The organism is Myxococcus llanfairpwllgwyngyllgogerychwyrndrobwllllantysiliogogogochensis (assembly GCF_006636215.1).
In the GTDB taxonomy this organism is placed as follows: Bacteria; Myxococcota; Myxococcia; order Myxococcales; family Myxococcaceae; genus Myxococcus; species Myxococcus llanfairpwllgwyngyllgogerychwyrndrobwllllantysiliogogogochensis.
The window spans coordinates 116,119-140,404 of sequence record NZ_VIFM01000002.1; the positions used below are offsets into that span (position 1 = coordinate 116,119).

The 24,286-nt window shown below is 68.9% G+C and carries 19 protein-coding genes; 9 read left to right on the plus strand and 10 right to left on the minus strand.

Annotated elements, in window-relative coordinates; all coding sequences use genetic code 11:
• Nucleotides 1-9 precede the first annotated feature (9 nt).
• Nucleotides 10-603, minus strand: coding sequence for a porin family protein (locus FJV41_RS00945; protein ID WP_141640460.1), 594 nt, complete (start codon nucleotides 601-603; stop codon nucleotides 10-12).
• Between the two features lie 231 nt (nucleotides 604-834).
• Between FJV41_RS00945 and FJV41_RS00950 the strand changes: the two genes are divergently transcribed.
• A complete protein-coding gene (locus FJV41_RS00950; protein ID WP_141640461.1) occupies nucleotides 835-2,010 on the plus strand; it encodes an AAA family ATPase in 1,176 nt (391 codons plus the stop codon).
• A gap of 134 nt (nucleotides 2,011-2,144) precedes the next feature.
• Here FJV41_RS00950 and FJV41_RS00955 read toward each other — a convergent pair whose 3' ends face one another.
• The 4 genes from FJV41_RS00955 to FJV41_RS00970 form a co-directional block, all read right to left on the minus strand.
• Nucleotides 2,145-2,852, minus strand: a complete 708-nt coding sequence (locus FJV41_RS00955) for a hypothetical protein (RefSeq protein WP_141640462.1) — start codon at nucleotides 2,850-2,852, stop codon at nucleotides 2,145-2,147.
• Between the two features lies 1 nt (nucleotide 2,853).
• Nucleotides 2,854-3,888 carry a PAAR-like domain-containing protein gene (locus tag FJV41_RS00960; RefSeq protein ID WP_141640463.1) on the minus strand — a complete coding sequence of 345 codons (1,035 nt, stop codon included), beginning with the start codon at nucleotides 3,886-3,888 and terminating at the stop codon, nucleotides 2,854-2,856.
• Nucleotides 3,881-4,816 (minus strand): beta-ketoacyl synthase N-terminal-like domain-containing protein, encoded by a 936-nt coding sequence (locus tag FJV41_RS00965; protein ID WP_220137819.1) that lies wholly within the window; start codon nucleotides 4,814-4,816, stop codon nucleotides 3,881-3,883. The genes FJV41_RS00960 and FJV41_RS00965 overlap by 8 nt, the downstream gene beginning before the upstream one ends.
• A 282-nt stretch (nucleotides 4,817-5,098) precedes the next feature.
• Nucleotides 5,099-6,055 carry a DUF2169 family type VI secretion system accessory protein gene (locus tag FJV41_RS00970; protein WP_246136920.1) on the minus strand — a complete coding sequence of 319 codons (957 nt, stop codon included), beginning with the start codon at nucleotides 6,053-6,055 and terminating at the stop codon, nucleotides 5,099-5,101.
• A 917-nt stretch (nucleotides 6,056-6,972) separates the two neighbouring features.
• Between FJV41_RS00970 and FJV41_RS00975 the strand changes: the two genes are divergently transcribed.
• The 5 genes from FJV41_RS00975 to FJV41_RS00995 all read left to right on the plus strand — a co-directional run bounded on the left by FJV41_RS00975 (nucleotide 6,973) and on the right by FJV41_RS00995 (nucleotide 15,442).
• Entirely contained in the window at nucleotides 6,973-7,443 is a 471-nt protein-coding gene (locus tag FJV41_RS00975; RefSeq protein ID WP_141640466.1) for a bpX5 domain-containing protein, read from the plus strand.
• 82 nt (nucleotides 7,444-7,525) lie between these two features.
• Nucleotides 7,526-9,442: a hypothetical protein gene (locus tag FJV41_RS00980; RefSeq protein WP_141640467.1), complete on the plus strand. Its 1,917-nt coding sequence runs from the start codon at nucleotides 7,526-7,528 to the stop codon at nucleotides 9,440-9,442.
• Entirely contained in the window at nucleotides 9,439-12,372 is a 2,934-nt protein-coding gene (locus FJV41_RS00985; protein WP_246136921.1) for a bpX6 domain-containing protein, read from the plus strand. Before FJV41_RS00980 ends, FJV41_RS00985 begins: the two co-directional genes overlap by 4 nt.
• 244 nt (nucleotides 12,373-12,616) lie before the next feature.
• Nucleotides 12,617-12,862, plus strand: a complete 246-nt coding sequence (locus FJV41_RS00990) for a hypothetical protein (RefSeq protein WP_141640468.1) — start codon at nucleotides 12,617-12,619, stop codon at nucleotides 12,860-12,862.
• 132 nt (nucleotides 12,863-12,994) lie between these two features.
• Complete coding sequence (locus FJV41_RS00995) at nucleotides 12,995-15,442, plus strand: PAS domain S-box protein (RefSeq protein ID WP_141640469.1); 2,448 nt, start codon at nucleotides 12,995-12,997, stop codon at nucleotides 15,440-15,442.
• Nucleotides 15,443-15,455: 13 nt separating this feature from the next.
• Here the strand turns inward: FJV41_RS00995 and FJV41_RS01000 are convergent, their stop codons facing one another.
• From FJV41_RS01000 to FJV41_RS01010, 3 genes are all read right to left on the minus strand, one after another.
• On the minus strand, nucleotides 15,456-15,827 hold the full coding sequence (locus FJV41_RS01000; RefSeq protein WP_141640470.1) for a response regulator: 372 nt from the start codon (nucleotides 15,825-15,827) through the stop codon (nucleotides 15,456-15,458).
• Between the two features lie 119 nt (nucleotides 15,828-15,946).
• Nucleotides 15,947-17,080 (minus strand): protein kinase domain-containing protein, encoded by a 1,134-nt coding sequence (locus FJV41_RS01005; protein WP_141640471.1) that lies wholly within the window; start codon nucleotides 17,078-17,080, stop codon nucleotides 15,947-15,949.
• Between the two features lie 112 nt (nucleotides 17,081-17,192).
• Entirely contained in the window at nucleotides 17,193-17,750 is a 558-nt protein-coding gene (locus FJV41_RS01010) for a hypothetical protein (RefSeq protein ID WP_141640472.1), read from the minus strand.
• 569 nt (nucleotides 17,751-18,319) lie between these two features.
• On the opposite strand from FJV41_RS01010, the gene FJV41_RS01015 reads away from it, so the two are divergent.
• Entirely contained in the window at nucleotides 18,320-18,691 is a 372-nt protein-coding gene (locus FJV41_RS01015) for a helix-turn-helix domain-containing protein (protein ID WP_046716786.1), read from the plus strand.
• Between the two features lie 66 nt (nucleotides 18,692-18,757).
• On the opposite strand, the gene FJV41_RS01020 is transcribed toward FJV41_RS01015, so the two are convergent.
• Nucleotides 18,758-18,991, minus strand: coding sequence for a hypothetical protein (locus FJV41_RS01020; protein WP_141640473.1), 234 nt, complete (start codon nucleotides 18,989-18,991; stop codon nucleotides 18,758-18,760).
• Entirely contained in the window at nucleotides 18,988-19,158 is a 171-nt protein-coding gene (locus FJV41_RS52000; protein WP_174486587.1) for a hypothetical protein, read from the minus strand. The genes FJV41_RS01020 and FJV41_RS52000 overlap by 4 nt, the downstream gene beginning before the upstream one ends.
• Nucleotides 19,159-19,466: 308 nt before the next feature.
• On the opposite strand from FJV41_RS52000, the gene FJV41_RS01025 reads away from it, so the two are divergent.
• A complete protein-coding gene (locus tag FJV41_RS01025) occupies nucleotides 19,467-22,214 on the plus strand; it encodes a TonB-dependent receptor domain-containing protein (RefSeq protein WP_438616725.1) in 2,748 nt (915 codons plus the stop codon).
• Nucleotides 22,215-22,484: 270 nt separating this feature from the next.
• Nucleotides 22,485-24,203, plus strand: coding sequence for a hybrid sensor histidine kinase/response regulator (locus FJV41_RS01030; RefSeq protein WP_246136922.1), 1,719 nt, complete (start codon nucleotides 22,485-22,487; stop codon nucleotides 24,201-24,203).
• Nucleotides 24,204-24,286: the final 83 nt, after the last annotated feature.

Genomic DNA, 24,286 nt, shown 5'->3' on the forward strand with positions numbered 1-24,286 from the left:
GGCGGTGCCTCAGAAGCGCAGCACCGGGCCCACAATCACCGACTGAATCAGCTTGGCGCACTCGTCCACCGAGTCCCGCGAGAGCTTCACGTCACAGAACTGGAAGGCCGTGGCGGCGGAGATGCCCCAGTGCTCGCTGAACCAGCCATCCACGCCCAGGCGGAAGGCCATGCTCGTGGTGTCCACGTTCTCCCGCAGGAAGTTGCCCATCGCGTCCGGGGTGAAGGTGCTGCCCCAACTCTTCGACAGCCGCGCGCCCACCCAGGGGGTGATGGGCTTGTCCCGGAAGAAGCGCAGCCGCGCCTCGATTCCCACCGCCTTGTAATCCAGTTGCGTGCGCTCCAGCCGGTTGTCCCTCGCCGCGTCGCGCAGCTCCGTGCCCCACGTTTCCGAGACTTCGGCCAGCAGCCCCAGGGACAGCCCCGGCGGGGACTCCACGCCCAGGTAGGCATGCAGCGCCGGTCCCTTCGCGCTGAAGTCACTCAAATGGTCCAGGGAGATTCCCGCGCCCAGCGAGGCATGACCATTCCAACCGTCCGCCACCGCCTGGGTGCCCACGCCCAGCACGCCCACCAGCGCCACCCACTTCGACACCTTTTTCATGGAGGCCAGTCTATGTCCGACTCGCGCCCGGAGCATGAAGTGGGACTCCGTGTCATGAAGCCAACCGCCCTCCGTCACGGGAGGGACGCCCCGCTCCCGCGCCCACCCCGGCCTTCACCGTCGACGAGCAGGCGTCCCGGTACCGCGAGGCCGGTGGACGTCCGCTGGTATTCCTTCAAGGGGGGTGGGTGCTCTTCGCGCCGACGGAGTCCGGCGGTTAGGCTTTCGTTCATGTCCGTCACCTTTGAAGCCGCGGCCACCGCCGTCCGCGACGCCCTCTCCGACGCGGGACAGGGGCTCGTCGAGCGCGAGGCCATGGTGGAGCTCATCGCGCTGTCCGCCGTCGCCGGTGAGCACCTGCTGGTCATCGGTCCCCCCGGTACCGCGAAGAGCGAGGCCGTGCGCCGCACCGCCCGCGCGCTGGGGGGCTCCTACTTCGAGTACCTGCTGGGCCGCTTCACCGAGCCCTCCGAGTTGTTCGGCCCCGTGGACCTGCGCAAGCTGCGCGAGGGCCTGGTGGAGACGGAGACCACGGGCATGCTTCCGGAGGCGGATGTCGCCTTCCTCGACGAGGTCTTCCTCGGCTCCACCGCCATCCTGAACACGCTGCTGGGCCTGCTCAACGAGCGCACGTTCCGCCGGGGCCACACGCGCATGCGCTGCCCCCTGCGCGTCTGCGTGGGCGCCGCCAACGCGCTGCCCGAGGATGAGTCGCTCGCCGCGTTCGCGGACCGCTTCCTGGCGCGCATCTTCGTCGAGCCCGTGCCGGACCCGCGCCTGGAGGACCTGCTCGCGGGCGGGGCCTCGCTGTGGGGCGAGGGGACTGGACGCCGCGCCTCCCTGGCCGCGCTGGATGTGCTCGCACAGGCGGCGCGCGAGGCGGACCTGGCCCCCGTGCGTCCGCATCTGGCCCACGCGCTGCGCTCCCTGCGCGCGGCGGGGCTGTCGCTGTCGGACCGGCGCGCGGTGAAGGTGCAGCGACTGGTGGCCGCCGCGGCCGTGCTCGCGGGACGCTCCGTGCCGAGCACCGCGGACTTGTGGCCGCTCATTTACGCGGTGCCGACGAAGGAAGGACAGGCGCTCGCTCGGGACGTGCTGCGGGATTTGCTCGCGGCGACGGAGAACCCGGCGCTCTCAGCGGCGGCGTTGGAGGCCAGCGCGGGGCCGTGGGCTCGGGCGCAGCGAATCGCCCAGGCGGGGCAGGTGCTGCTCGCCGAGCGCCCGGAGGAGGCCGAGGCCTTCTCCGCGTGGCGGCTCAAGCTGGAGGGCGTGGCGCGGGAGATGGACGCGAGCTTCGCGCCCGAGTTCCTTCCCGAGGACCTCAAGGCCTTGCGCGCGGGGCTCACGGAGGCGCTCGCGCTCGCCGCACCGGTGCCCCTGGGGATTCGTCAGGCAGGGCTCTCCTGACGGGGGTCGCGCGGTGATGGTGAGGGACGCGTCAATGAATTGTCGGTCCTCAAAACCATTGCTCCCCGCTGGGCCGAGTTTCTCGAAGCCATTGCTCCCCTTGAGGGGGGCTCAAATTCCGCAGTCGTGATGTGTTATCTGTTCGAAAATGACGGGACGGGCCACAGCCTGTCGCAGAGATAGTAGCCGTTCTGTCTGTAATGCATCGGCGGCTGTTCGAAGTCGTACTCGAATTGATCTTCCAAAACCGCGGATGCGGCCAGTCCCGCAACGATGAGTTTCTGCTTCTGTTGAAGCCAGCGGTATCCGGCCTCGACGTAGTCGCGAAGGACGTCCAATGAGGGTGGGCCGAACAGATTGTCTTCATCGGTACGTCGGCAACTAAATCCAGTGGCCTTGAGTTCCTTGGCCAGGCCGATGCACAAACGCATGAAGTCCGATTTCGCCTGAGGGTCGATAGCGGTCCAGTCCGGGTCGAAGCCGAATAGAATTTCATGAACGCGGCTTGAAAACAGGAGTTCAACACTTGTTTGTTTGGACGGCTCCATTCGGACACGGATGCTGACATCGTCTGAATGTCCGCCAAACCACAGTTCGACGGTGGTCGAGCGCCAGTATTCGGTCTCCTCGGGTTCGTGATCGATGGGCGAGGAAAGATTGATGGACCTTGCCTTGATGATACGTCTCTGCTTTCGATCGACGACGAGCAGATTCCCGCTTTCCGGTAGGGCGGGGTGGGGTTCGTGGTGTTGCTGTAGATAGGAGCCGATCCTCGCGAGGACATCAGGCCAGTCGCCGTTCACGGGTGTAAGGCTCAACGCGGTTGATGCGTATTCTGCCATGTCAGTGGCCCTGCACGCGCTTTTTGAGTTCAGGGTGCTTTTCTTCGACGGCGTCCGCAATAGCACCAGGGATGGCGAGTTTCATCCGCATTCCCGCTCCGAGGATACTCGTCTCCTCGACCAGCTGCCTGTAGTACTCGAATTTGTCCTTCTTCTCGGCGTAGCCCGCTTCGCTCGACTTGACCTCCTTGACCCTGCCATCGTTCGTCACCACGTCGAGATCACCCATGTCACCTCCGCAGTGCTCGCAGATCAATTGAATGTTCTTGCCGCCACCGCATTCATCCGCGACCTTCTTTTCCCACTCCAGAGCACGAAGCTTTCTCTCCTGGTCAGCGAGGTAGGCCTCAGCGCTCTCTGCTGCGGCGGCGGCACGAGGGACGGCCTTTCGAAGTGCGTCCGTTCCCGGTGTGCCTTGGGTCCTCTTGGCGAGCCGATCCTCCAGTGCCTTCTCGGCGGCCTTGTGTTCCCCCTTGGCGTGGTGGGTCTTCGTCTTGGCATCGTCGACTCTTTGCTGCTGCTTTTTGATTTCATCAGCTTGGCTCCGCTCCCTGGTCACCTCTGGCCCATGTGGCGGACACCTCTTGGGCTTCTGCAGCTCTCCCTGTTTCAATCCCATCATTGTCGCGCCCGTGTTGGGCGGACTGCCATTCGGGCCGCAGTTGTTGAGCATTGGCTCGCCGAGCAAGTGGACATTCTTGCCCTCGATCTTGACCGTTAGCGAGCCAGGCGTGATGAACTTGGCTGGACCATGGGTGCTGGCGGAAGTGAGACCTCCACCGGTGCCCTTGCTTGCCATGTCGCCCATGCTCTCGAATGTCGCGCCGCGAATCGCTACGGCCTTGCCCTCGATCGTGACGGTGACCGAGAAGCCCTTCGGGGACTGGCCGGACTTGGCGATATTCGGCAGCGGTGTTGGTACGAAGGGAGCAGGCGGTCCGGGCATCTTGCAGACGTTGGGCAACGTCGCTTTGGCGATGCCGTTGCTGCCTTCTGTGACAGGCGTCTTGGGCGGGTGGATTCCAACTTTAGCCATGGCGGAGTCCCCTCGTTCCTGCGTGCATGCTGGTTTCGAGTAATGCGGCTGCGCGCAAGCCTGCTTCAGAACTGGCCCATAGTAGAGTGCGAGGCCCCTTGGCGTAGCCCCGAGCCGTGGCTTGACAGGCCAGAATCGCAAAAAGCGGGCCTGAGGCTGCGCCCATATCTCCCCAGCAATCGACAGGAGTTCGGTAGGCGCTGGGATCTTCGAAGTAGGAACTCAGCCGCAGACAGCAGAAGCCCCACTCTTCTCCACGGTAACGCTCTCCGTTGATGTCGCAGATGACGTGATGGATCTTCTCGGCGGGAAGGGAGAGGTCACTCACGGCGCTTCGGACGGCTGTGGTGAGTCCTTCCCCCACGCAGACCTCGGGCGTTTTGATTAGCCTGGTCTCCTGTCCTGACGAGACCGAACGCACGCGTGCCAAGGAGTTCCATCCGAAGCGGTTCGCGGTGCGGCTACCCACCAGCAGGCAAAACCCGGCCCCTTCGCCAGGGACAAAGGCGGAGCGAGCTTCGGCGCGCGCCAGTTGCAGATGATCGTCGAGCCATTCGAGGGTGTCGGGCTGGAGGTAGCTGTCGACTCCGCCGACGAGGCACGCTTCACTGGTGCCTTTTTGGAGGTGCTCGAATGCGAGCTTGAGCGCGAGCAGTCCCGCGGCGTGTCCCTGGGGAATCAGGTTCACGCTGGAGAGTTGGATCGGCAATCCCTCTATCTGCTCAATCCCTCGCCGGAACTGTTCGATGTCGCGCTCGCCGAATCCGGGGCGCTTCTCGGGTAATCCCATATAGATAGGCACGCGTTGGAGAGGGCCCGCCACATTGGTGAGTGGCATGCAGGCCTCGCGCAGCGCCGGTTCAGCCAGTGCCAGCATTCGATTGACCCCCATCAGTTTGGAATCGAGCAGGCTGTCGAAGGCGCACATGACGGGCTGGCCTGCCTTATCCATCAAGAAGGGATGTTCGCGAATGCGAGAGATTCCTGCCCGCACCGCGGCCGCGCTCGGTGCTGCCTGCAGTCCGATCGGAGTGCGTGCTCCGTGGGCGACAATGTGTATGGAATATGGCATTGAAGCACGGCTCCATGGGCTGTTGCTTCCAGATGGTTTCCCCTACTGCGCCATGCGATATGGGTGGCGAAATATCCTGGGACTGGCATGCGAGCGCCAGCCGCTCGGGAGCTGTCCATTCGATAGAGATCTTGCCTCCTAAGGGGAACGGACCTTGATCGTCGTGACGTCCAGATAATCGCTGTCGGGACCGAGCACGGGAAGACTTGTCTGCCAGGCCATTGTGAATCGCCCGCACTCTGGTTCAAGCGTCACCGTCGCCAACGTGCCCCGGTGCTCTACCCGTCGGCTTCCGAATGCTGTGACGAACGATACGTCCAGCCTGGGCAGGTGGAACCGCCAACTGCCTCGTTCGCATAGATTCACGAGTTCCACGGGCTCGCCTCCTATGAGGTGGCGCGGTGGCCGCTGATCTATAGGCGCGCAGAGCACGTGTCGCTCGTCATAGTCGAGTGGCAAGAGAGGCAGGCGGGTCTCCCTCCACCTTTCGTCGTACGTGCCAGCGAGTTCGAGTCGAGGAGACCAGTGACTCGCGATCGGGCCGAAGCCAGCGGGCCCTGTCTTCGCCGGGTTGCCCTGCGGGTACTCGATGCTATGACCAGGCTGGTCCACCAGGGCGCCAGCCTTGGCGGCAACGCCCTTGCCGACTGGGTTACGTGTGTCCATCAAATGCTTCTTGGGGTCTGGGCCGCCCAGGTCGGTGCCGCCGTAGGCCCATTCGTAAGTCATGCGGCGTACCTTGAACCTGGCTGGACTCGACAAGGCCACTCCCATGATGCTGGCGTGATAGACCCTTGTCCCGAAGACGACGAGCTCCTTGTAGACGGGCCCGAGGCGCAGCGAGACGCCAAGCTTGTGCACTGACAATCCCTTGGGTGCATAGGCGGCGCCGGCAAAGAGAATGTCTGTTGTTGATTTCGAGGAGACCATCTCAGCTTCGTAGCGCAAGCTCGATTGGCCAGGCTCCCCATGGTACTCCGGCGAAAGGAGTGGTGCGATTTGCTCGTCGCTTTGCGAAACTTTGCCAGATTCGCTCACGTCGAAGGTCGCCTTGACCACGACGATCCACTGGTGCGCGCCCTGCTTGTCGCGCACCCACGTGCTATCGGCTGCATAGGGTGTTGGGTTGCTGATGGCCCACATTTCGAGAGCGCCTATGTGAAGTCCGAGGAATGACCAAATTAGAAGCGGCGTTGGGTAAAGCGCTACCACCATCACCGAGGATGCAGGGTGAGCGGGACAGCAGCTGAGGTAACTGTTCACCGGCTGATGCTTGCTTGAAGGAATTGCCGTGCAAGGGGTGGTGGGCGGGACGGCGCTCGACGATGGCGACTGTGGCGTTAGACACCGTCATTCGTGGCGGAACTCGACCCCAAGGATGCGCGCATCGCGGAATTGGAAACCCAGGTGGCCGTGCGCGACGCGGTCACGGAGTTTGGCGTGTGGAAGACGCTTGTGCGCGGGCCCTGGCCACTCGGATGCTGGACGTGCGCGTCTGGAGCGGATGGTGAAGCTCGCCCTGCCACCCGGGCCTCCTGCCTCCAACGTGATCCCGCGCGCTTCTTGCGGTCCACCAGCCAGTACGGCCTCTGCCGCTCGAATCCCTCGAGCGTCAGTCACGAGGGAGGAGGGTGAAATGAACACTGACGTTGACCAGGACCTGCGCGCGGTTCTCAAGCAACTGCCCTTCTCGAAGCTGATGGGACACCCTTCCCGAGCGCCTCGCGCTGGCCAAAGGGCAGAAGCTGCCCCACGCGGACTTCCGCCTGCTTGCCCTCTCCGACGAGGCCAGCCGTCGTGAGCCGCTCTCCTCCTGCATGGACGACGGCGCCAGGAAGGCGAAGTAGAACCCGCTCCACCCGTCACGAGACGGAGACCTGCCAGGGGTCAATGGTTTTGAGAAGGTGGGGACCAATGGTCGTGAGAGCCGACAATGAATTGGGTGGCAGGCCGCCGTGTGTCGGAGCGTCGGAACTTCCGACCGACGTGCGAGAGGGCGGTGGAGTGGAGTCATGAGCGGTGAAAGACAGGTGGCGCTGCCGGTTCGTTGGGGGCCTCGCGCGGAAGCGCTGGAGCCGCTTGCCGTCATCGGCGTGGGGGACGTGGCGCGGGGGCTCGCGCGACGAATCCTTCAAGAGGACGACGCGAGACTGGGGACGTGGCGCGGCGTCGCGGGTGCGGGTGTCCTCGTGCTGATGGGCGCGGCGGAGTCCCTGCCGTGGGTGAATGGTGCCATGTACCTGGGGCGTGAGGTCTCCGCGCCGTCGCTGCTGCTTCCCTGTGCACTCGTGCCTGACGTGCTGGCCTCGTTGCTGGAGCGTGCGTTGCTGACACGGGTGGGAAACGCCTCCACGCCGCTCGCGGTGCTGCCGGGCTCGCTTCAGCTTGTCTCGGTCGCCTCGGCGCGACCGGTTCATCGCGCCACGCTCGCCGCATGGCTCGCGAGCGAGGAAGCGGGCCTGGGAACGGGAGGCGCTCCATGAGCCCGCGACCTCCGAGCACATGGGTCGCGCCGCGCTCGCTGCTGCTCGACGAAGAGACCGACGCGGGAAGGGAAGAGGCGTCATGAGTTCGCTGCCCCTCGCGCTGCGCCCGTGGGCGGAGTCGCTCGCGCTGTTCCCCGAGGAGCTGGCCCTGCACCTGGGACCGTTCGTCGCCCGGCTGTCGGCGGCCATGGGCGCCATGCGTCCGCGCGGCGAGGCCGAGGGCGGCGAGCCCCAGGGGTACGACGGAATCACGCGCCGCGGCTCCTTCGACCGACTGCTCGTCAGCGAGTGGCTGTGGGCCCTGGAGGCTCCGGACGAGCTGGTGCGTCGCGCTGCCTACGGTGAGCTGTCCTTCCTCAAGCCCGCCTTTCGTCAACCCCAGGACGCGCGTCGCACCGTGGTCCTGTTGGACGCGGGCCCCGACCAGCTCGGCAACCCTCGCATCGCGCATCTCGCGCTGCTCATCGTCATGGCCCGCCGCGCCCATGCCGCCGGTGCCGCCTTCGCCTGGGGCGTGCTCCAGGCTCCGCCCGAGCGGGGCACCTTCTCCGACGTGACTCCCAGTGTGCTGCTCTCCTGGCTCGCCGCGCGCGACGTGGAGCCGCCCACCGCCGAGCGACTCGCCGCCTGGCATGAGGCCCTGGCCCTGGGCGACGCGCCAGCGGAGTCGTGGCTCGTGGGGAGTGCTCGCCTGGCGCGGCTGCCGGGCGCCGAGAAGCTGTCCCGCATCGAAGTGGCCGAAGTCCTGGCTCCCGGCGAGCGCAAGCTCATGGTGGACGTGCGCCCCGCCTCGCGCGCGGCGCGCTCGGTGGTGCTGGACCTGCCGCCCCCGGATGACAGCATCCGCCTGTTGCGAGACCCGTTCCAGAGCCGCGTCGCGGAGCCGGTGTCGCGGTCCGGTCTCCCGAATGCCACCACGTTCAACTTCTCGCCCGACGGTCTCCGGGTGGTGAGGTTCCACGCGGATGGCACTGCCTCCGCGATGGCGATTCCCGATTCGTCGACCTTCACCGTTCCCAGACCGAGGCGCATGAAGCCCCAGCCCGGCCAGACGATGCTGGCCGCCGGGTGGCGCTCGCATGGCGGACTGCTCACGCTGATGGAGCGCGAGGACCGCTACATCCTCCACGGTGCGCTCAAGCGCACGCCTCCTCCGGCGGACGCGGGCGGACCGCGCGTCCAGTCGGGTTGGTGGAAGCCGGGCTACGTGCCGGAGCTTCCCTCCGCGATACCGGCCCCGGGTCGGCTGTTCTCGTGGAGAGACCGACATGGGGAAGTGGTGCTGCTGCTGACGCGGACCGGCGGGCTCTTCCTCGTCTACCAGGTCGCAGCCGAGCATCGCGTCGAGCTGGTGGCGCTGGACCATCCCGTGACGGCGATGGCGATGGTGCACGACAAGCTCGTCTACGTCCGAGGGGGCTCGAGCGTCTCCGTGGGTTCCCAACTGGAGCGCCTGCGGAGTGGGCCTCTGACGCCGAGCCACCGCGGCAAGCCCGTCTACGTCATGCCCCCCACGGAGGATAAGACCCTGCCCTTGCGGACGACACTCCATGTCGTGGGCGTGGACGGGTCGACGAGCATGATGCTGGAATCGCGCGAGGCAGAGGCCTTCTTCGGCTACGTGCCCGGCGTCGCGGTACCTCGGGACTCGGGGTTGCTCGCGGTGAGGCATGGGCCGGCCGTGTGGCGACTGTTCCTCGATGGCGCCGTGCAGGAAATGGCGATGCCTCTTAGCTTCAAGGTGGTTGGCGTGGGCGGCTGTCACATGGCTCCTGGAGAGGCCGGATTGGTGGTGCTGGGACCGGATGAGCGCGCGCTGTCGTGGTTCGGAGCGAAGGGCCTCCACCTGCTCGCCCGGGCCTCGGCGCCGGTGGTGCATGCGGAGGTCCGGCATAACGCGCCGCTGCTCGGATGGCTCACGCGGACCGGGGAGTTCGTGCTGATGAATCTCCTGGATGGGCGGGTGGTCTATCGCGCGACAGAGGAGGGCCCATGAGCAACTCCTCAATGCATGCGAGGACCGCGCCGCGCCAGCACTTGCACCGGGGCACCGTGAGCGCCTCGGCGTTCTGGTTCGACCCGGCGCGACTGGGAGAGCAGGAGGCTCGGCGGCGGGTGATGGCGCTGTGGGCTCCAGGTACATCCGTGCTGTTCGTGGCGGAGGGTTATCTGCTGCGGCTTCACTGTGCTCAGCGGGTCTCGACGGGGTCGAGCCCGGGTCTGCCCCTCACGCTCGAAGGCGGTGTGCTCACCTCCGCGCCGCTGGCTGCCTCGGAGTGGGCGCGGTTGGGTGCGCCGCGTGACTCGCTCGTGCTCGTGCGAGCGGGCGTCGCCCAGGTCCATCCGCTGTCGAGCGCGCGGGTCGTGGACCTGTCCTCGTGGTTCGACGTGTCCACGTGGACGGTGCTGCCCACGCGGGGCCTCGGCGCGCCACCTCCGCCCGTGGCAGCCGCGGTGGAGCCCGTAGCGCCCGTCACACGCTCCTTCTTCGGTGGCTCCATTCCCGAGCCGTCGAATGAAGCACGGGTGGTGCTCGCGCGCATGGAGGGACGTGAGCCCCCGTCCGATGCCGTCGTGGCGGAGCGGCCTGGACTGCTGGCTCGGCTGCGCGCCCTGTGGGGGAGCGCATCGACGGGGGAGACAGCGGAGGGCAGAGGAGGAAGCAGGTGGTTCGGCCGCCTCGCGGCGTGGCTGAGGAACACTCCCTCCACGGCGGGCGCGCTGCCCTCGGGTGAAGGCAAGGGCTCCTCCTCGTCGGGCTCGCGGCGCGAGGTCCCGGCTCCGAGGACTCCCTCCCTGTTGGGCCGACTGTGGGCGGCGCTCCGGCCGCGCTCGACGGCGAAGGCGGCGGGCGGTGGAAGTGGCGCTCGTGGTGGCCAGACGTCACCTCGGAATGCGGGGCCTCCTCCAGGCCCGGGGGCTCTGGCGCGCCTGTCTCAGTGGCTGCTGCGACACACTCCGCTGGGCGAGCTGCTCGGCCGGCGCAAGGCTGAGTACCTGCGTCGCCTCTTCGAGATGTTCGAGGGTGGAGACCTGCACGAGGCGCTGCGCCATGCCATCCCGTTGAATCAGAAGCAGAACGACGACACGCGCGAGGCGCTCGGGCTCCCGGGACCGCGAGAGGACCTCAAGCTCCAGCTCGGCCCGCGCGGCCCCGCCGCCACTTTCGCTGGAGGCGACGCGCTCTACGAGGCACTCCGGCAGCGCTACCGCGCGGCCTTGCAGCGCTTCGAGCGCGAAGGGCGCATCGAGGAAGCCGCGTTCATCCTCTCTGAATTGCTGGGCGCGCACGAGGAAGCCGTCGCCTTCCTGGAGCGACACCGTCGCTTCAAGCTCGCGGCGGAGCTGGCCGAGGGGCGTGCCCTGGCACCCGGTCTGGTGGTGCGTCAGTGGTTTCTCGCGAAGGACCCACAGCGCGCGAAGGCCATCGCCCGGCGCAGCGGCTGCTTCGAGGACGCGGTGCTGCGCCTGGAGAGCACGCATTTCGCGGAGGCACATGAGCTGCGTCTGCTGTGGGGCCAGTCTCGCGCCGAGGCGGGAAGCTGGGTCCAGGCCGTCGAGGCCATCTGGCCGGTGCAGGCGGCTCGGGAGCAGGCGCGCGAGTGGATAGAGCGTGGCGTGGACGTGGGCGGCGTGGGCGGCGCGCGACTCCTGGCGCTGTGGGCGGGCTCGCTTCCGGGAGGACTCGACGCGGCGCGTGCCCGCGTGCTCGCGCTGCTGGACGACGACTCCCTGAATGGCGCGGCGGAGCGGCTGGCCTTCGCCCAGACGCTGGCGAGCGAGCCTCCCTCCGGAGTCCGCTCGGCCTTGCTCGTGCCCACCGTGCGCGCCCTCATGAGGGACAGGGCCCTGGTTCCGGCCCACTTGCCCACCGACTTCATCACCTATTTGCTCAGGGACCTGCCGGACGGCGCGCTGCGCGCGGACCTGCCCGCGCTGGCCCCCAAGGTCCCGTCCCCGTGGACCCGCTTCGTGGTGCAGGCGACCGCCTCGCTCGGGGACGCGGGGCCGTTCGCCATCCATGACGCGGTGGTGCTCCCCTCGGATCGGCTGCTGCTCGCGCTGGGCGAGGCGGGCGCGGTGTTGCTGAGCGCGGAGGGCCGCAGGCTGGCGCACTTCGATGTGCCGGCCTTCTCCCTGGTCGCCTCCATCCATGGGGACCGCGTGCTGGCCATCGCGCGTCGGGGCGAGCTGCACCATGTGTCCCGCGTGGACGTGGTGCGGCGGCGGGCCACCGCGTGGTGCGACGTGGCCATGCACGCGTGGGCGCCGACGTATGACGGTGAAACATGGTTCGTCGCCTCGGAGCTCACGGTGATGATGCTGGACGCGCAGGCCGCCGAGCCGCGTGCCCTGTGGCGGGTGTCGAAGGTGCCTGGCCCCGTCGCCATGCTGGCCGCGGACGAGACATACCTGTGCTTCGTGACCACCGACGCGGAGTGCTGGGTCTATGCGCTGCAAGACGGCCCCACCCTGCGCTCGCGTGAGCCGTTCGTGGCCCTCGGCAAGGGTGTCTCCGCCGTGCTGCGCTCCTGCGCCATCACCGCCGATGGCGAGGTGCGCGCCTCCGTCCACTTCAGCGACCGCGAGTACCCTCGCCCTGGAGAGGCGGACTGGCTGTGGGTGAAGCCTCAAGGACCGCGCTTCGCCGCGCCGATGTCCGTGGTCGGTGAGTCCCTGGAGCGCGTGAAGTGCTTCCTCTCCGAGTCGTGGCGCGCGGAGCTGACGCTCTTCGACGGGGCCTGGCAGGTCCGCCTGCTCGACGTCAGTGAAGTCATGCGCGCGCGGCTCAACTTCACCTTCGAGGAGTCACCGACTCCCCAGGTCCGCCTCACCAACACCGCGCTGCTCATGTTCGACACACGGGGCAGGATGCTGTGGCTGGACCTGGAGTACGGCACGGTGCGCAACGTCGGCGCCGCGTGAGCCGCATCGGCCCCTGACGTCGGGGTTGAAACAGGATGTCGGAGGAGAGACTTGTTTCAGATACCTCGGCCCTCCTGTCCTGTCCGCCAGACCCCAGGCTTCGCGTTCGGTGGAGGACAACCCGGGCGTGACGCGCGACGCAGCGCCGGAAATCCAGATTCGCTGAAGTTGGAAGCGAACCAGTGTCATGGACCCATGGCACATCTTGATACGCGCGCCCGGGGTGGTCACCCTGAGTAGGACCATGGCTCTGCGTCTCCAGCTCTCTCCTCCTGCGTTGCGAACGCTCGACCGGTGTCCTGCCCCGGTGAGACAGAAGCTTCAAGGCGAGCTGGCCGAGCTGGCCGCGGGACTCCCGCTCGAGGGGCCGTTGTTGCCCGAGGAGGTGGGGTTGGTGGTGTTGGGCTCCGGCTTCCGCGTCCACTATCTGCTGGAGCAGGAGCACCGCCTGCTGCGGCTCACGGACGTGATGGCGCCGACGTCGCACTGAAGGACGCCGCGAACCCGGGCGGAAGTGTGGCCTGGATGGCGCATCGCTTCCGAGCGGTTGTCGACGGGCGGGGGAGTGGCCTAGACCCACGGCACGTCGTGCCCGGCCCGGAACACCCTCTTCGACACGCCCTTGCCCATTCCCCTGGCTGACTTCCTGATTCAAAACCGCGACACCATCCTGGAGGCCTGGGAGGTGGAGGTGCGCTCCATCCCCGCGGCCCAGGCCCTGACGCGCCCCGCGCTCCGCGACGGCCTGCCCGGGTTGCTGGAGGGCATCGCGAGGATGATGCGAAAGCCCCAGGCGGAGCTGGCCTCGGGGCTGAGCGCCATCAGCGACCACCACGCCCTGGAGCGCCTGGGCGAGGGCTTCGACCTGCGACAGGTCGTCACCGAGTACCGGCTCCTGCGCGGCTGCGTGCTGCGCCTGTGGTCCGCGCGAGGCCACGCCACGCTCCGCCCCGACGAGGAGCGCATCTTCCACGAGGCGATGGACGAGGCCGTCGCCGCCGCCGTCAGTCGCTACACGCGCGCCCGCGAGCGCACCATCCAGGCCCTGGACCGCATCAGCGCGGCGGCGCTCGGCAGCCCCGACGTGGCGGGCTTCCTGCCCCGGCTGCTCCAGGTGCTGTGCGAGACGGTGGCCGCCGTGGACGTGGCCGTCGTCCTGCTGCGCGACGGCGAGGACTTCCTGCGCGTGGAGAGCGGCGTGGGCGAAGGCGTGGACATCGGGGGGCTCGTGCCCATGGGGCAGGGCTTCGCCGGCACCATCGCCGCGACGCGCGAGCCCTTGCTGGTACATGACGCAAGCCGCGACGAGCGGGCCCACTCCGCCGTGGTGCGCACCTCCGACGTGCGCGCGCTGTACGGCGTCCCGCTCGTCTTGAACGACGTGCTCATCGGCGTGGCCCTCATGGGCAGCCGCGTCAGCACCGAGCTGTCCGAGGAGGACCTGCTGCTGTTTCGCGCCATGGCGTCGCGCGCCACCGGACTGCTCGCCCAGGGCCAGGCCCGAGACCGCGAGCGCGAGGCCCGCGCGGAGGCGGAGGCCTCCCTGAAGCGCCTGCGCGAGAGCGAGGCCGGCCTGCGGCGTTGGGAGGAGGTCTTCTTCCGCCTGGGGGTCGGCGTCGTCGTGGTGTCCGCCGAGGACGACACCCTGCTCGACGTGAATCCCGCCTTCGCGCGCATGCACGGAGCCTCGCCGGAGGAGCTCATCGGCCAGCCGCTGGAGGCGACGATTGCTCCCGAGGCCCGGGGCATGCTCCCGCGCCACGCCGCCGCCGCGAACTCCAAGCCCTCGCACGAGTACGAGTCGCTCCACGTGCGCAAGGATGGCAGCCGCTTCCCCGCCTTCTCCCACGTCACGGCCTTTCGCGACGAGACGGGGAAGGTGTCGCGGCGCGTGGCCACCGTGCTGGACATCACCCAGCGCCGCGCGGTGGAGACGGACCGGCAGCGGTTGCTGTCCACCATCGAATCGGAGCGCGCGCGGCTGGCCGCCGTGCTGGAGCAATTGCCCGCGGGCGTCTTCATCGCGGACGCCGCCAGCGGACGGCTGGTGCTCGCCAACCGGCAGGTCGCCGTGCTCACCGGGCGCCCCTTCCAGCCCATGTCCAACGTGGACACGTTCGCCACCCTCTACGGCGCCTGTCATCCGGACGGGACGCCGTATGCCCCGGACGCGTGGCCGCTGGCGCGCACGCTGAGCACCGGCGAGGTGGTGCAGGGCGAGGAGGCGATGCTGAAGCACGAGGATGGCCACACGCTCACCGTGCTCGTCTCCAGCGCGCCCATCCGCGACAGGGACGGAGAGCTCATCGCCGGGGTCGCCACGCTGGCGGATGTCACCGAGCGCCGCCGCGCGCAGGAGGCCGAGCTCCAGGCGGCCCGCTTCGGCGAGCGCCTCATCGCCATCGTCAGCCATGACCTGCGCAACCCCCTCAATGCCATCCACCTGTCCACCACGCAGTTGCTCCACAGCGAGGTGCTCGCGGAGCGGGAGCGCCGCTTCGTCACGCGCATCGCCCGCTCCAGCGCGCGGATGACGCGGATGATTTCAGAGCTGCTCGACTTCACGCGCGGGCGGCTGGGCGGCGGCATCCCCATCCAGCGCACTCCGGGAGACTTGCGAGCGGTGGTGCGGCAGGGCGTGGAGGAGCTGGAGGCCGCGTGGCCGGAGCGCACCCTGCGGGTGGCGGGGGGCACTGGCCGGTATGACGGTCAGTGGGACGCGGACCGGCTGCTCCAGGTGGTGAGCAACCTGGGCGGCAACGCGCTCCAGTACAGCGCGCCGGACGCGCCCGTCACCCTCACGCTGTCGGACCTGGGCGACACGGTGGTGCTGGAGGTCCACAACCCCGGCGAGCCCATCTCCGCCGAAGCGCTGCCCCACCTGTTCGACCCGTTCCGTCGCGCCACGAGCAGTCACCCCGGCAGCAGCATCAGCGGGGGCCTGGGCCTGGGCCTCTACATCGTCGAGCAGGTGGTGAAGGGCCACGGCGGCCACATCCAGGTGACCTCCACCGAGGCGGACGGCACCGTCTTCAAGGTGACGCTCCCGCGCGTGCCACCCCCGGCCTGACGCGCCGACGCCCTCAGCCTGCCGCGTTCACCACGCGGGCGAGCGTCGCGCGCAGCTCCCAGAGGTCCACCGGCTTGGGCACCGCGGCCTGGACGCCCTCGGGGAGCGGCTGGCTGTTGCCCGCGCCGGACACGACGACGACGGGCAGGGCGCTCAGCCTGGCGTCCTCACGGACGTGGCGCATCAGCTCCCACCCGCTCATCACCGGCATCATCAAGTCCAGCAGCACCGCGTCCGGGCGGGGGAGTCGCCTCAGTCGCTCCCACGCCGTCTGGCCGTTGCCCGCCGTCTCCACGGCGAAGCCTTCCATCGTCAGGAACTCCTCCAGCAGCTCCCGGCTATCGGCGTGGTCTTCCACCAGGAGGACGAGGCTTGGCGTGCACATGGAGACTCAGACTCGTACCGAAGGGCCAGGGTCGCCAGCCGCACCGCGTCGATACGTCCACGTCAGGACTGCGGGGATGTTCGCTAGCACACGCTTCCGGAATGGGACGTGGGCGGCGTTCAGCTTGCGGGGTCCTCCTCCGGCAGCAGCCTGTCCTCCAGCACCTCTTCAGGGGACTCACCGGCCTGCACGCGCAGCGCGGCGTAGCGCAGGCCCGTCACCTCCGCGAGCGCGTCCGCGCGACCGAACACCTGGCCGGCGCGGCGGGCGTACAGCCGCAGGGTGCGCGCCAGCTCCGCGCCGGTGCCGAAGCGCTCCTCGCGCTCGGGCGCCAGCGTGCCTCGCAAGAGCGGCTGGAAGGCCACGGGCACCGCGCGCAGCGCGTCCTCCAGGTCCTCGCGCGTGTAGGCGCGGATGCGGCGGCGCAGCTCCCGCGCGGCGGCCACGCTGACGGCTTCCTGCATGGCCGAGTCGAGCGCGTGCTCCTGCGTGGGCGTGTCCGACGACAGCGCCTGCTCGCGACGGCGGCGGCGCTCCGCCTCGAACCGGTCCGCGCCCTCGAAGAGGTGTCGTCCGGTGAGCAGTTGGAGCAGCACCAGCCCCAGGCTGAACAGGTCCGCGCGTCCATCCAAGGCCTGGCGCGCGACGTGCTCGGGGGCGGCGTAGGCGAGGCTGGTGGGATGCTCCTGCCCCTCGGGAGTGCCGGAGAGCGCGGACGACGCGGCGCCGAAGTCGAGCAGCTTCACCGCGCCGTGCTCGGTGATGAGGATGTTGTGGGGACCGACGTCGCGGTGGACGACGCGCAGCGCCCGGCCGTGCTCGTCGGTGAGGGTGTGGGCGTGGTGCAGCGCCTCCGCGACCTCGGCGGCGACATAGAGGGAGAAGCCCTCCGTGAAGGGCAGGTGGGCGCGGCCAGAGGCCTCCATGAGCGAGTCCAGCCGGTGGCCGGGGGTGTGCTCGAAGACGAGCACGGGCGCCTCGTCCGGGCCCTTGAGGTCATGCACGCTGACGACGTTGGGATGGTGAAGCAGCGCGGTGAGCCGGCCTTCCTCCCAGAGCCGGTGCGCGGCCTCGGCGCGCAGCGGGCGCTTGATGACCGCGTAGCCACCGAAGTCCGACTCGTAGCGGCGGCGCGCGAGGAGCAGCTCCCCGTGGTGCGCGGCGCCCAGCGACTTGACGAGCTCATAGGAGGCGCGACCGGAGCGCAGCAGCACGTGCGGCTGGGCGGAGGCGTCGGACGACGGGGGCGACATGGCGACTCTCCTCGGACGAACGGACCCGATGGGCCCGCGGGCTCACTCGGAGAGTATGGTCGTCCTCCGGCGGGAAGTCACCTCCTGGGTAGTGTGTCTTCCATCCGCCGCTTCATGGCTCCGAGGCCGGCTTCATGAGCCCGTCCTGGCGCGCGTACTCGCGCACCAGCTCCACCTCGTCCAGGAGCCGCGGCGAGTCAGGGAAGACCTTCTCCGCGCGCTCCGCCAGCCGCAGCCCCTTCTCCAGGGACTCCTTCGTGCGCGTGTCGCCCAGGCCGCGCAGCATGCCCGCCCACGCCTGCTCCAGCGTCTTCAGGGCGTGGGACGAGCCCTCTTCCCACAGCGTCATCGCGTCGTCCTCGCGGCCCCGGATGACGTCCAGGAAGTAGCCCAGCTCCACCAGCGCGGCCGGGTTGCGGCGCGACACGGAGACGGACTGCTCCAGGAGCCGCTGCACCTCGGTGAAGGTGACTTCGGGGTCCACGCCCGGCTCCTCCGCCAGTTGGAGCAGTCGCGCCAGCTCCAGCAGCGCGGGCGCGAAGGTGGGCGCATCCCGCGTCAGCTCGCGCAGCAGGCGCAACTGCTCCGGGCTCGCGGGGGTGGCGTCGCCAGCCTCGCGGGTGGCCAACAGACGCTTCATCAGCTCATCGGCGGTGGGGTGCCCGGCCATGGTGGGTCCTCGGTCTTCGAGCAAGCACTGCTGTTCTGGAGGAACTTGCGGGCCACGTCGAGCCTCGCCTGCACCGCCTCGCGCGAGGCTTCCGCTCCTGAACAGTTTTGAGGCTATATCTTGATTTTCAGCTTTACGAATGGGAGGTGTCAAGCCGCGAAATCGGGGCGCGGACGACCTGGGAGGAGGGGCCCACCGCGCGTGGAAGGTCCCATGTCATGTCCTGGACCTCCTGGGTTTCACGCGGGAGCCCCGTCATAGGGGGCCCGGCGGGATTCAGGGGGCGGAAGTGGACGGGAAAGGGGGTGTGTTTGCGGGTAGGACGCGATATCGGGGAGGACCGGGAGACTACCCGGCATATCGGTATTTCGCCTGATGACTTGCTGGGTTATAAGCCCTGTCGGACACGCGTCCGAGGGCGGCCTGTGCCTGTGCAGGCCGGGGCCTCGGCCCGTACTCATAAGGTTGATGCGGTGAAGACCCACCCTGAAGGTTCCGCCTCCACCCGCAAGTCACCCCGGGCACGCCAGGGGCGGCCGAGCGACCGCGCCCGACAATCGCGTCAACAGCTGGAGCGGCGCCTGGCGGTGAGCGTTGGCGAGGAGGCGCGGTCGGCGCGGATGCGCGCGGGGCTGACGCAGGCGGATGTGGCCGAGCGCATCGGCATCGCCGCGGAGGTCTATGGGCGGATGGAGCGCGGGAAGATGATGCCCAGCGTGCCGACGCTGTTCCGCCTGTGTCTGGCGCTGCGCCTGTCGGCGGACGTGGGCCTGGGGCTCGTCACGGCGGCCTCGGTGGGCGCGGCGCTGTGGGAGGAGGACTCGCGGGACAAGGACCACCTGCCGGAGATGCGCCGCCTCCTGCGCACGCTGCGCCGCATGTCGCGTGGTCAGCTCAAGCTCGTGAACCAGGTCGCCGCCGCCATCCTGCCCCAGCGCTGAGCGCGGAGGCGGCGGGGAGATGGAACCATCGGCGCGGACAGCGCGTGGCGGTCCGTCGCGCGTGCTTCAGCGGCTTGGAAGACAGAGGGTGTCGGGTGGGCACCGCTCGGGGCCCATCGTCCCGAGCCGGGCGGGCTCCCGGAGCACGGCCGCGTCCTCGTGGGGCCCCGCCGTCTGCTCGGCGGTGAGCGTGGCCGGGGTCGAGGGAATCAAGCTCAGCGCCACCAACACCAGCAGCAACCCGAAGAGCAGTTGGAGCAGGCGCGCGCGCACGACATGGATGGACGGTGGGGCGATCATTCCGCACGCCCCCCGACGACAGCCCACGTCCACGCCGCCGCCGCGTCCCCCACCGAGTGACTCGGCGGAGCCAGGGAGAGCAGGCGGGCGTCGCGAGGCGGAAACGCGGACAGCGGCAGGGCGGTGGACGCCAGCCGGCACCAGGACAGGGACAGACAAAGACTCATGACGCGGGGCTCCGGAGTGCGGGGAACTTGGTGAGCCCCCGTGCCCATGTCCTCCCTCCCTCGGAGACAAGGCTCGTGTCGGGTGCGTGACGTGGCGGGTGCGCTTCGTCCAACCCGGGACGGAGTCGAAGGTTTCGCGGTTGCTTCTGCTCTGCGGGTGACGGCTTCGCGGGAGGGGTGCTTGTCACCCTGCCCCGTCCCTGGCCTCATGCATCCAGGGGCCCTTGGGAACAGACGTGACGGAAACGATTCGGGGAAGGCGACGCGGAGGACTCGGCTCGCGCGCGCTCATCGCGGTGTGGCTGCTGGTGCTGCTCGTGCCGGTGCTCCCCGCGCATGCCCAGGCTCCGTCACCGCCGGATGGAGGCAGCGCGGATGCGGGCGTGTCCGCGGCGGAAGTCGGCCTCGCGCGCACGGACGCGGGCTGGGCGGTGGAGGTCGTCACGCCGGATGGAGGCGTGGCCGAGCCCGTCTTCATTCCCCCCGCGCTGACGCGAGACGCCCCCGCGCCCTATCCGCCCGAGCTCGCGTCGGAGCGTGTCTCGGGCGTGGTCCAACTGGAGCTGCTGGTCGACGACGCGGGGGAGGTCGAATCCGCCACGCTGGTGCGGGGCGTCCACCCGCTGTTGGACAAAGCCGCGCTGCACGCCGCGCCGTCCCTGCGCTTCTCGCCCGCCACCGTGGATGGACAGCCGGTGCCGGTGCGCCTCGCCTTCGAGTACCGCTTCGAGGCGCCCGTCGTCGCCGAGGATGCACGCCTCGAAGGCCCCGTCACCTTGCGTGGACTGGTGCGCACCAAGGGCAACCGGCGCCCCGTCGTCGGCGCCACGCTGGTGTCGGACAGCGTGCCGGACGCGCCGGTGCAGACGGATACGCAGGGCCGCTTCGAGGCGCGCTGGCCCTCGGGGGGACATCGCGTCCGCGTGTCCGCGCCCGGCCACAAGCCCGGCCTCTTCCGCGAGGAGCTCGGGACGCAGGAGGCGCTGGAGGTGGTGTACGGGCTTGCGCCGCTCGTCATCAATCCCTACGAGACGGTGGTGCGCGGAGACCGCGAGCGCACCGAGGTCAGCCGCGTCACGTTGCACGACGCGGAGCTGCGCGAAGTGCCCGGCACCATGGGCGACCCGTTCCGCGTCATCATGCTGCTGCCGGGCGTGAGCAGCATGTTGTCCGGCGTGGCCTACCCCGTGGTGCGCGGCAGCCAGCCCGCGGCCACCGGCTACTTCCTGGATGGCATCCGCGTCCCCATCCTCTTCCACCTCTTCCTCGGCCCCGCGGTCATCCACCCGGACTTCATCGACGCCATCGACTTCTTCCCGGGCTCACCGCCGCCCCGCTACGGGCGGCTGCTGGGCGGGGCGATTGAAGGCCGGCTCAGCAGGCCGCGCGATGACCGCGTCCACGGCAGCGCCTACGCGGACCTCATCAACGCGGGCTTCTTCCTGGAGACGCCGTTCGTCTCCACCGGCACCAACGTCAGCCTCGCGGGCCGCTACTCCTATACGCCGTGGCTCATCGCGCTCGCGGCCAACAAGCTCCAGGACCCGCCCCAGTCGGGCCGCCTCAACCCGAAGGTCATCCTCGACTTCTGGGACTACCAGCTGCGCGTGGAGCAGGACGTGGGGCAGGGCAAGCTGAGGCTGTTCGCGTTCGGCTCGTCGGACACGTTCGGCTCCGAGGCGCAGGACGAGTTCGGAGACACCGCGCTGCAGTCCATCATCTTCCACCGCGTGGACCTGCGGCACCGCCACCCGCTGGCCGGCGGCGAGTTCGAAATCGGCGCGACGTGGGGCCTGGACCGCTTCGCCGTCACCAGCAGCACCCCGCCGAGCGACGCGACGTCCGTCTTCATCGACCAGGGCACCTGGTCCGCGCGCCTGGGCTACACCGCGCCGCTGGACCCCAAAGTGACGCTGCGACTGGGCGGTGACGTGGACCACAAGCGCGCCATCGTCGACTTCTACGAGCTGAACCCGGACGAGGAGACGGCCGAGTTCGCCCCGGTGGCGCTGGCCACCTTCCTGGGCGCGTGGGCGGAGCTGGTGTGGCAGCCCACTCCCAAGTGGTCCGTGGTGCCGGGACTGCGCGTGGACAACTACCACCTGTCCCCGGGCATCGACCGCACCGCGCTGGAGCCGCGCCTCACCCTGCGCCACCAGCTCACCGACTCGCTCGTCCTCAAGGGCTCCGCGGGCCTGTTCCACCAGCCACCCACTTCACTCATCAGCCTGCCCGTGGTGGACGTGGGCAGCCTGCTGTTGGGGCTCCAGGAGGGCGCGCAGTTCTCGTTCGGCGCGGAGTGGAAGGCGCTCCAGGGGTTGGAGCTGGGCATGGACGTCTACGTCAACCCGCTGGTGCGGACCATCGAGCTGACGCCCTTCTCCGACGAGGGCCTGGTGGATGACCCGGACCCGCTGCCCACGCCGGACCAGGACCCGGGCATCCCGAACCGCGACGACATCAACTTCCCCGACTTCAAGAGCCATGGCCTCGCGTATGGACTGGAGCTGCTCGTCCGCCATCCGCTGGGCGACAACTGGTTCGGCTGGCTCTCGTACACGCTGCAGCGCAGCGTCCGGCGCACGCGCTTCTACCGGTACGACGTGGAGGGCAACGTGCTGGGCGAGGCTTCCGCGGACCTGCCCTTCGCCTTCGACCAGTCCCACGTGCTCAACCTGGTGCTCAGCTACAAGTTCTCCAACAGCGTCACCCTGGGCGGCGTGCTGCACTTCAACACCGGCCGTCCGGAGTACGGAACGCTGGGCACGCAGACCCACCGCGCGGGACAGGACAGCTCCGGCAGGCCGTCGTGGGTGAAGGTGGACCGAGACTCCGTGGACCGGCTGCCGCCCTTCTTCCGCTTCGACGTGCGCCTGTCCAAGTCGTGGGTGTACGAGACCTTCAGCCTGGAGGCCTACCTGGACATGCTCAATGTCACCATCAGTCAGGAGACGGTGAGCTTCGAGTACGACGGAGGAGGCGGCCGACCACTCTCCAAGGAGGCCGTGGGGCTGCCCATCGTCCTGCCCATCCTGGGCGCGAAGGGGCGATACTGAACCTGGCGAGTGATGGATAACGCACGCTTGCCGTCTCTCCCCGTGAGCGACCCCGACAAGCAGACTGCTGGCACGGTTTGATTCCGGGCCGAGGAGTGTTGATGGGAGCCGGCCTGCCCTCGGGTCGGATGGACACTCCCAGGCTTCGACGGTGGACCGCCCCGACATCCAGGTGAAGACTCCATGTTCCACGAAGGGATAGCGACGATGGCGGAATGGTTGCGGTGGCGGGGAACGCCCCCACATGGCGCGGCGGGCGCTCAGGGGGGCTTGAGCGCCTCGCAGTCGCCGGACGCGTCCCCCGAAAGCACCGGCCTCGTGGGCGTCGAAGCTCCGGGCGTGCTGCTGGTCGACGACAACCCCGCCAACCTGGTGTCGCTGGAGGCCATCCTGGAGCCGCTGGGCGTACGGCTCGCGAAGGCGTCCTCCGGAGAGCAGGCGCTGCGCTTCCTCCTGCGCGAGGACTACGCCGTCATCCTGCTGGACGTGCGGATGGCGGGGATGAACGGCTTCGAGACGGCCTCCCTCATCAAGCAGCGGGAGCGCACCCGCAACGTCCCCATCATCTTCCTCACCGCGTACGGGCGCGATGACTCGGAGCTCGTCACCGGCTACTCCACCGGCGCGGTGGACTTCCTGCAGAAGCCCTTCCCGCCGGAAGTGCTTCGCTCGAAGGTCACCGTCTTCGTGGAGCTGTTCCGCGCGCAGCACCAGGTGCGCGCGCAGGCGGAGCTGTTGCGACAGAAGGAAGCGGAGGCGCGCGAGCTGGCGCACCGCGCGGCGGGCCACATCGACCGGCTGCGCGACTTCACCGCGCGGCTGTCGGAGGCCAGCACGGTGGCGGAAGTGTGCCGCGCGCTCTTCGAGCAGGGGCTGGTGGCCGCGGGCGCGAAGGCGGGCGCGGTGAACCTCCTGAATGACGAAGGGGACGCGCTCGAAATCGTGGACGCGGTGGGCTACCCCGAGCAGGTGCTGGCCAAGTGGCGCCGCATCCCCCTGTCCAACCCGGTGCCGCTCACGGAGGCGGTGCGCGAGCAGCGGCCCATCTGGCTGGGCTCACTGGAGGACTGGCAGGGGCGCTATCCGCACCTGAATGCGTACGGCATCCACGAGTCCGCCATCGCCCTGCCGCTGCTCGTGAAAGGGCGGGCGCTGGGGGCCATTGGCCTGTCCTTCGCGCGGGCTCGGCTGTTCACGGAGATGGACCGGGCCTTCTTCTCCGCGCTGGCGCACGCGTGCGCGCAGGCGCTGGAGCAGGTGCGCCTCATCACCGAGGAGCGCCGCGTGCACGAGGAGCTGCGGCGGCGCTCGGAGTTCGAGCAGCAGCTGGTGGGCATCGTCTCGCACGACTTGCGCAACCCCCTGGCGGCCATCTCCATGTCGGTGGGGCTCCTGGAGAAGAAGGGCGAGCTGTCCGACATGCAGCGGCGCACGGTGCAGCGCATCGGTCAGGCCAGCGAGCGCGCGGCGCGGATGATTCGCGACCTCTTGGACTTCACCAAGGCGCGGCTGGGCGGCGGCATCGCCCTGCACCGGCAGCCCACGGACCTCCGGGAGGTGGTGACGCAGGTGCTGGACGAGGTGCAGGGCGCCCACCCCGGCCGGCCCGTGCAGGTGGACGTGGCGCCGGACGTGCGGGGGGAATGGGACCCGGACCGCATCGCCCAGGTGCTGACCAACCTGCTCTCCAACGCGCTGGCCTACAGCCCGCCGGAGGCTCCGGTGCGGGTGCGCACGTTCGCGGAGGCAGGCCAGGCGATGGTGAGTGTCTACAACGGTGGGGACCCCATCCCGCCCGAGCTCATGTCGCGCCTGTTCGAGCCGATGACGCGAGGCATGCTCAAGGAAGGCCAGTCCAGCCGCAGCATCGGCCTGGGCCTCTACATCGTCCGGGACATCATCCGCGGCCACGGTGGCAGCGTGGACGTGGTGTCCTCGCAGGAGGACGGCACCACCTTCACCGTGCGCCTGCCCCGGCTCCAGGGCTGAAGAGGTGGGTGTGATGCCTTCCTGCCCCGTGGGGCAGTGGCGGGTGTCGCCCACTTTTCATTTTGCTCCTGCTGTGTCTTAAA

What these genes read in the sequence shown, in the direction of transcription:
- FJV41_RS00945 (WP_141640460.1), bottom strand. Translation starts at nt 603, where the DNA reads ATGAAAAAGGTGTCGAAGTGGGTGGCGCTGGTGGGCGTGCTGGGCGTG.
- FJV41_RS00950 (WP_141640461.1), top strand. Translation starts at nt 835, where the DNA reads ATGTCCGTCACCTTTGAAGCCGCGGCCACCGCCGTCCGCGACGCCCTC.
- FJV41_RS00955 (WP_141640462.1), bottom strand. Translation starts at nt 2,852, where the DNA reads ATGGCAGAATACGCATCAACCGCGTTGAGCCTTACACCCGTGAACGGC.
- FJV41_RS00960 (WP_141640463.1), bottom strand. Translation starts at nt 3,888, where the DNA reads ATGGCTAAAGTTGGAATCCACCCGCCCAAGACGCCTGTCACAGAAGGC.
- FJV41_RS00965 (WP_220137819.1), bottom strand. Translation starts at nt 4,816, where the DNA reads ATGTGCGCCTTCGACAGCCTGCTCGATTCCAAACTGATGGGGGTCAAT.
- FJV41_RS00975 (WP_141640466.1), top strand. Translation starts at nt 6,973, where the DNA reads ATGAGCGGTGAAAGACAGGTGGCGCTGCCGGTTCGTTGGGGGCCTCGC.
- FJV41_RS00980 (WP_141640467.1), top strand. Translation starts at nt 7,526, where the DNA reads ATGAGTTCGCTGCCCCTCGCGCTGCGCCCGTGGGCGGAGTCGCTCGCG.
- FJV41_RS00985 (WP_246136921.1), top strand. Translation starts at nt 9,439, where the DNA reads ATGAGCAACTCCTCAATGCATGCGAGGACCGCGCCGCGCCAGCACTTG.
- FJV41_RS00990 (WP_141640468.1), top strand. Translation starts at nt 12,617, where the DNA reads ATGGCTCTGCGTCTCCAGCTCTCTCCTCCTGCGTTGCGAACGCTCGAC.
- FJV41_RS01000 (WP_141640470.1), bottom strand. Translation starts at nt 15,827, where the DNA reads ATGTGCACGCCAAGCCTCGTCCTCCTGGTGGAAGACCACGCCGATAGC.
- FJV41_RS01005 (WP_141640471.1), bottom strand. Translation starts at nt 17,080, where the DNA reads ATGTCGCCCCCGTCGTCCGACGCCTCCGCCCAGCCGCACGTGCTGCTG.
- FJV41_RS01010 (WP_141640472.1), bottom strand. Translation starts at nt 17,750, where the DNA reads ATGGCCGGGCACCCCACCGCCGATGAGCTGATGAAGCGTCTGTTGGCC.
- FJV41_RS01020 (WP_141640473.1), bottom strand. Translation starts at nt 18,991, where the DNA reads ATGATCGCCCCACCGTCCATCCATGTCGTGCGCGCGCGCCTGCTCCAA.
- FJV41_RS52000 (WP_174486587.1), bottom strand. Translation starts at nt 19,158, where the DNA reads ATGAGTCTTTGTCTGTCCCTGTCCTGGTGCCGGCTGGCGTCCACCGCC.